This window comes from Streptomyces sp. AF1A (assembly GCF_047340315.1).
Taxonomy (GTDB): domain Bacteria; phylum Actinomycetota; class Actinomycetes; order Streptomycetales; family Streptomycetaceae; genus Streptomyces.
Genome location: NZ_JBLEBI010000273.1, coordinates 1 through 6,153, shown reverse-complemented (window position 1 = coordinate 6,153; position 6,153 = coordinate 1). Strand labels below are relative to the sequence as shown.

Below are 6,153 nucleotides of genomic sequence, written 5' to 3'. Positions count from 1 at the left end.
CAGCTTCTCGACCGCGCGCGCGGCGCGCCGCTCCGGGGACTCGGGGTGGATGTCGTGCAGGACCATGAGGTGCCCGAGCAGTTCGTCGTCGGCGAGCCGCTCCCGCAGCCGGTCGTCCGCGTGGTCCAGCACCCGCGCCAGGGCCTCGCCGTAGACCTCGGTCAGCAGCCGTACCGCCTCGACCGCCGGGCCGGGAGCCGGTTCCAGCCCGGCCAGCACCTCGTCGAGACGGGCGAGCCGCGCCTCCACGGCCCGATCCGCCAGGCGTACGGCGGCGTCAGCCATGGTTCGCTCCGTACGTCGGCGAGTGCACGGTGGTGAGGGTCTTGCCCTTGCCCATGTACATGTGCACGCCGCACGGCAGACAGGGGTCGAAGCTGCGCACGGTGCGCATGATGTCGACGCCCTTGAAGTCGTCGGGCCCGTTCTCCTCGAAGATCGGCTGACCCTGGACCGCGTCCTCGTAAGGGCCCGGGGTGCCGTGGATGTCGCGCGGGCTGGCGTTCCACGGGGTGGGCGGGTACGGGTGGTAGTTGGCGATCTTCTTGTCCCGGATCACCAGGTGGTGGGAGAGGACGCCGCGGACCGCCTCGTGGAAGCCGCAGCCGATCGACTCGTCCGGCACCTCGAAGTTCTCGTACACCTTCGTGTCGCCGCTCCTGAGCATCTGCATGGCCTCCTCCAGGAACTGCAGGGCCATGGCGGCGGCATAGGCGATGAAGTAGGGCCGGGCGCGGTCCCGTTCGAGGGTGTTGCTCCACTTCGGGATGCGCCACTCCAGCGTCGTCTCCGGCAGCTTCTCGCCCTTGGGCAGGGTGATGCGGATGCCGCCGTCCGTGGTCTTGACGTACGGTGTGTCGACGATGCCGCTCAGCGCGGTGGACCAGAGCCGGGCGAGCGGTCCGCCGCCCGTGTCCAGGGCGAGGTGCTCGCCGCTCTCGGGGTGGTACCAGCGCGGGCTCATCACCCAGCTGTAGTTGCCGTCGAACTCCCGCTTCTGCGGGACCGGCACCGTCGTCTGGTTCCACGGGTGGCGCATGTCGACGGGGTTGCCGAGAGGGTCGTGGGTGACGAACGGCTCCTCGCCCACCCAGTCCTCGTAGTACGAGCTGCCCAGCATGATGCGCAGGCCGAGGTTGATGTCGATGAGGTTGTTGGTGACCAGCTTGCCGTCGACGACGATGCCGGGGGTGACGTACATCGCCCGGCCCCACTCGTTCATGGTCGCGTAGCGGTAGTCGACGACGTCCGGGTTCTGGAAGGCCCCCCAGCAGCCCAGCAGGATGCGGCGCTTGCCGACCTCCTCGTAGCCGGGCAGGGCCTCGTAGAAGAAGTCGAAGACGTCGTCGTTCATCGCCACCGCCTTCTTGATGAAGTCGATGACGCGCATCAGGCGGCTCAGGTAGTCCGTGAAGGTGTTCGGCTGAGGCATCGTGCCGACCCCGCCCGGGTACAGCGTGGAGGGGTGCACGTGCCGCCCCTCCATCAGGCAGAACATCTCCCGGGTGATCCGGCTGACCTTCAGCGCCTCCTTGTAGACCTCCCCCTCGAAGGGGTTGAAGGCCTTCATGATGTCGGCGATCGTCCGGTAGCCGTGCACGTCGCCGCGGGGCGCGTCGGTGCGCTCGGCGCGGGCCAGCACTGACGGGTTGGTGGCCTTGACCATCGCCTCGCAGAAGTCCACGAAGACCAGGTTGTCCTGGAAGATCGTGTGGTCGAAGATGTACTCCGCCGCCTCGCCGAGGTTGGTGATGTGCTCCGCGAGCTTCGGCGGCTTGACGCCGTAGGCCATCTGCTGGGCGTAGTTGGAGCAGGTGGTGTGGTTGTCGCCGCAGATGCCGCAGATCCTCGACGTGATGAACCCGGCGTCCCGCGGGTCCTTGCCCTTCATGAAGACCGAATAGCCGCGGAAGAGGGACGAGGTGCTGTGGCACTCGACGACCTCCCGGTTGGCGAAGTCGATCTTCGTGTAGATGCCCAGGTTGCCGATGATCCGGGTGATCGGATCCCAGGACATGTCGACGATCTGCGCGGGCTTGCGCTCGGTGGGCCGGGACTGGGTGGTGGTCATCTGCGGTTCTGCCCCTCGCTGTTCGGGTCGGGCGGATCGGTCGGTGGGGACGGGAGGGAGGCGTCAGGCACGCCAGTGCGGGTCGTAACCGCTGGTGAGCTTGCGCTTGTTGTGGCGCCACTTGGGCTCGTGGTTCACCATGTCGTTGGTCAGGCCGCGCAGCCGGCGGACGACCGCCCCGTACGGCTTGATCACCATCGACGACAGCGTGCCGCCCGGGGGTTCGTCCATGAACGGCATGAAGGCGTCGGGGAAGCTGGGCATCGTGCAGCCGATGCAGATGCCGCCGACGTTCGGGCAGCCGCCGATACCGCCCATCCAGCCCCGCTTGGGCACGTTGCAGTTGACGACCGGGCCCCAGCAGCCGACCTTCACCTGGCACTTGGGGGAGTTGTAGTCCCTCGCGAAGTCGGCCTGCTCGTAGTACGCGGCACGGTCACAGCCCTCGTGGACGGTCTTGCCGAACAGCCACTGCGGGCGCAGCATGTGGTCCAGGGGCGGTGGGGGAGCGGCACCGGCCGCGTGCTGGAGCGTCCAGATCAGGGTCTCCATGAAGTTCTCCGGCTGGATGGGGCAGCCGGGCACGTTGACGACCGGCAGCCCCGACTGCGCCTTGAAGTCCCAGCCCAGGTAGTCCGCGAGGCCCATGCACCCGGTCGGGTTGCCCGCCATGGCGTGGATGCCGCCGAAGGTCGCGCAGGTGCCGGCCGCCACCACCGCCCAGGCCCTGGGCGCGAGCTGGTCGATCCACCAGTTCAGGGTCTGCGGCTCGCCGGTGTCCGGGTCGTTGCCGAAGGAGGTCCAGTAGCCGTCGCCGTCGATGATGTTCTGGTTCGGGATCGAGCCCTCGATGACCAGGATGAACGGGGACAGGTCACCGCGGGCGGCGGCCCGGTAGGGAGCCAGGAAGTCCTCGCCGCCCAGGCTCGGGGACAGCACCTTGTTGACGAGGTTGACCTTCGGCAGGCCGGGGATGAGGCCCAGCACCACGTCCTCGATGGAGGGCTGCCCGGCCGCGGTCAGCGAGACGGTGTCGCCGTCGCAGCTCATGCCCTCCGAGATCCAGAGGATGGTGATCTCGTCGAAGCCCTCCCGCGCCTCGGCCTTGCCGGGCTCGCCGCGGACTTCGGTGGTACCGCTCTGTGTCGTCATGTCTGCGGCCTCCGTCGCAGTCGGTCGTGGGCCTGGCCGGAGGGAGCCGGCGCGCCCGTGGGGGCGAGGGGTTCCACCTCGTCGGGCCGGAAATAGTGGAAGCGGCCGTACCAGCCGTGCAGTTCGGCCGCGGGATCGTCGTCGACGGTCACGGCGAGCCGTACGCTGCCGTCGACGTCGTGGAAGACGCCGGCGACCCGGGCGGTACGCCCGGCCAGGAACATGTCCTGGGCGTCGGCGCCGCGCAGGCGCGGGTGCAGCCGCACCGGGCTGCCGGCGCCGACGGACACCCCGGCCACGAGCACCGTGTCGGTGGTGGGGGACAGGCCGTCGTCGCCGCCCTCCTGCCACCAGGCGGGCCGCGCGGGGGGCTCAGCCGCCGGCGTCAGGGAACGGATCGCGCCGTGCAGCCGCTCGAAGACCTCCCGGGGCATGGAGTCGACCCGGTCGAGGATCTGCGCGGCCCGCGGATCGGTGGCCCGGGCCTCCGCCTTCTCCTCGTCGGTCAGCAGCATCGTGCGCAGCGTCAGGATCTCGTCGATCTCCGCCGCGTCGTGCAGATCGCCCGGGCTCTCCGGGGCCACCTGCGGATGGTCCGGGAGGATGATCGGCGCGGAGAGCATGACCGGGCCGCTCCCGCCGTCGCCGCTCCCCGGCCGGAGGGCCGTGCCCGCGAGAACGGGGAACGTGAACGCGTTGCGGCAGCCGCGCGCCGTCTCGGCGAGCTCCGCGGGCGGATCGATCAGCGACACGAACTCCACGCCGTCCCCGCCGAGCAGGGTGTGCGTGGCGATCAGCGCATCGCGCAGCGCCTCGCTCCGGGGAGCCCGCGGGTCGAACGCGCCGCCGGTGTTCTCGGTCCGCACCCGCAGCCGGTACAGGTACGGTGCGAGCGGGTCCGCCGTGACCGTCGTGGCGGCCCGGATCTCCCGGTGCCGCCGCAGCGCCCGGCCCGCGCCCGACGGCAGCGGCTCGTACTGGGTGCCGGCGGGCGCACCCACGGCGACGGTGTGCCCGCCGCGCAGCAACCGCGCCACCGGAACCGCCAGTTCGCTCTCGCGCGGCACCGCCTCGTCGAAGGAGAGATGGGCGGCGCCGTCGTCCGTGCGCAGCGACTCGACCGGGCGGTGGCCCCCGGCGCCGTCCGCGGCCTCCAGTTGCTTGTGCTGCATCTGCAGGTACCGCACCCGCAGCCGGACGACCGCGTCGTCGCGCCGCACCCGCACGAGGCACTCGGTCTGCTGGTACCAGGAGTCCGCCGACCCGGAGATCCCGGGCGTGACGGGGCCCTCCCGCTCCACCCAGTCCCGGGGCAGCAGCACCCCGAACTGCCAGCGGACCCGGTTCTTCGGTGAGGACCGGCGGTACGGGTACAGCAGGTAGCCCTCGTACAGCACGGCGTCCGCGACGGCACTCACCTGTGCGAAGCCCGCACCGGGCAGGGCGTACGCCGCGTCGGCCCCGTCCATGAGCGCAACGCCGCTCTCGCCGACCTGGTCCGGCATCCCGCCTCCTCGTCGCTGGTGCACCGGGGGAGTCCTTCCACCACCGTCACACCCGTCACGGGCGCTCGCCCCTCCGGCGCACCCACATTGGGCCGCTCAGGGGAAGCGGGCGCGCCCGCGGCACCGTCAGGAGGGCGCGGTCACCGCGCCGGTCCCCTCACGCGGGCCGGGCCAGGTCGAGACAGCAGCGGACGAAGTCCCGTACGACGGGATTGCGGTCGTCGGCGGGTGCCCAGGCGACGGCGACGCGTGTCGGGCTCACCCCGGTGACCGGTCGGTAGACCACGCCGGGGCGGGCGTAGAACCGGGCGGCGGACTCGGGCGCGAGGGCGATGCCGTAGCCGCTGGCGATGGCGCTCAGCCAGTCGTCGGGCTGCTCGGTGACCGCGCCCACGCGGACCGGGCGGCCCTCGCGCTCGTCGGCGGCCAGCCAGTGGTCGCGCCACGCGCCCGTCTCCTGCGGGGCGGCGACGAACGGCTCGTCCCACAGCTCGCGGAAGGCGATCTCGGCGCGCCCGGCGAGCCGATGGTCCGTCGGCAGCGCCACGCACCGGGGCTCGCTGAAGAGCACCTCGACCCGCAGCCTGTCCTGCCCCGGGAACGGCAGGCGCAGCAGCGCCGCGTCCGCCTCCGCGTCGGCCAGTCCCGCGGTGGGGTCGGACCAGGCGGCCTGCCGCAGTTCGGCCCGCCAGCCGGGCCGCCGCCGTGCGAACTCGGCGACGATGGCCGGCGTCGCCTCGTTGGCCGCGCTCGCCAGGAACCCCACCCGCAGCACCCGGGCGGCCTGCCGCCCGGCGGCCTTGGTGGCGCGCAGCGCGTCGTCCCAGGCCGCCAGGACCTTCGGGGCCCGGCGCGCGAGTTCCCGGCCGGGGCCGGTGAGGGTCATGCCGGTGCGCGACCGGTCGAAGAGCCGCACGCCGAGCTGGTTCTCCAGTTGGCGGATCTGCTTGGTCAGGGCCGGCTGGGAGACGTACACCCGCTCGGCGGCCCGGGTGAGGCTGCCGTCCTGCGCGACGGCGAGGAAGGAACGCAGCAGGCGCGTGTCGACATCCATTCCCACAGGTTATGGACGCTGGTATTGGACGGCATACCGGCCCCGCGGTGAGGGTGGAGGGCAGGAGGTGCGCCGTGCAGATCGTCGATGTGATCCTCTCCGGTGCGACGGTGCTGGCCAACGCGGGCATCGCGTGGGCCGACGTCGCCCGGGCGCCGTTCGTGCTCGCCAACTCGGCCGAGGTCGGGGTGAAGCCCGAACGGCTGCCCGCGCTGGCGCTGCTGAAGGCGGCCGGTGCGTGCGGGTTGCTGCTCGGGCTCGCGGGGCTGCGGCCGCTGGGCGTCGCGGCCGGTGCCGGCCTGGTGCTGTTCTACGTCGGGGCGGTGGCCGCCCATGTGCGGGCCCGGGTGTTCCACAACATCGCCTTCCCG

Annotated in this window: 5 protein-coding genes and 1 pseudogene; 1 reads left to right on the top strand and 5 read right to left on the bottom strand. The window is 71.7% G+C overall.

Annotated elements, in window-relative coordinates; genetic code table 11:
* The 5 genes and pseudogenes from ACLU3S_RS35250 to ACLU3S_RS35230 all read right to left on the bottom strand — a co-directional run.
* Positions 1-285, bottom strand: a pseudogene (locus tag ACLU3S_RS35250) (NifU family protein); the annotation flags it as partial.
* Entirely contained in the window at positions 278-2,071 is a 1,794-nt protein-coding gene (locus tag ACLU3S_RS35245) for a nickel-dependent hydrogenase large subunit (RefSeq protein ID WP_413956049.1), read from the bottom strand. The gene ACLU3S_RS35245 and the pseudogene ACLU3S_RS35250, both read right to left, overlap by 8 nt.
* A gap of 63 nt (positions 2,072-2,134) precedes the next feature.
* Positions 2,135-3,223, bottom strand: a complete 1,089-nt coding sequence (locus ACLU3S_RS35240) for a hydrogenase expression protein HypE (RefSeq protein WP_413956048.1) — start codon at positions 3,221-3,223, stop codon at positions 2,135-2,137.
* Positions 3,220-4,728, bottom strand: a complete 1,509-nt coding sequence (locus tag ACLU3S_RS35235; RefSeq protein WP_413956047.1) for a hypothetical protein — start codon at positions 4,726-4,728, stop codon at positions 3,220-3,222. Before ACLU3S_RS35235 ends, ACLU3S_RS35240 begins: the two co-directional genes overlap by 4 nt.
* Positions 4,729-4,885: 157 nt before the next feature.
* Positions 4,886-5,782, bottom strand: a complete 897-nt coding sequence (locus ACLU3S_RS35230) for a LysR family transcriptional regulator (protein WP_413956046.1) — start codon at positions 5,780-5,782, stop codon at positions 4,886-4,888.
* An 11-nt stretch (positions 5,783-5,793) separates the two neighbouring features.
* On the opposite strand from ACLU3S_RS35230, the gene ACLU3S_RS35225 reads away from it, so the two are divergent.
* The coding region (locus tag ACLU3S_RS35225; protein WP_413956045.1) for a DoxX family protein at positions 5,794-6,153 on the top strand (360 nt) is incomplete at its 3' end.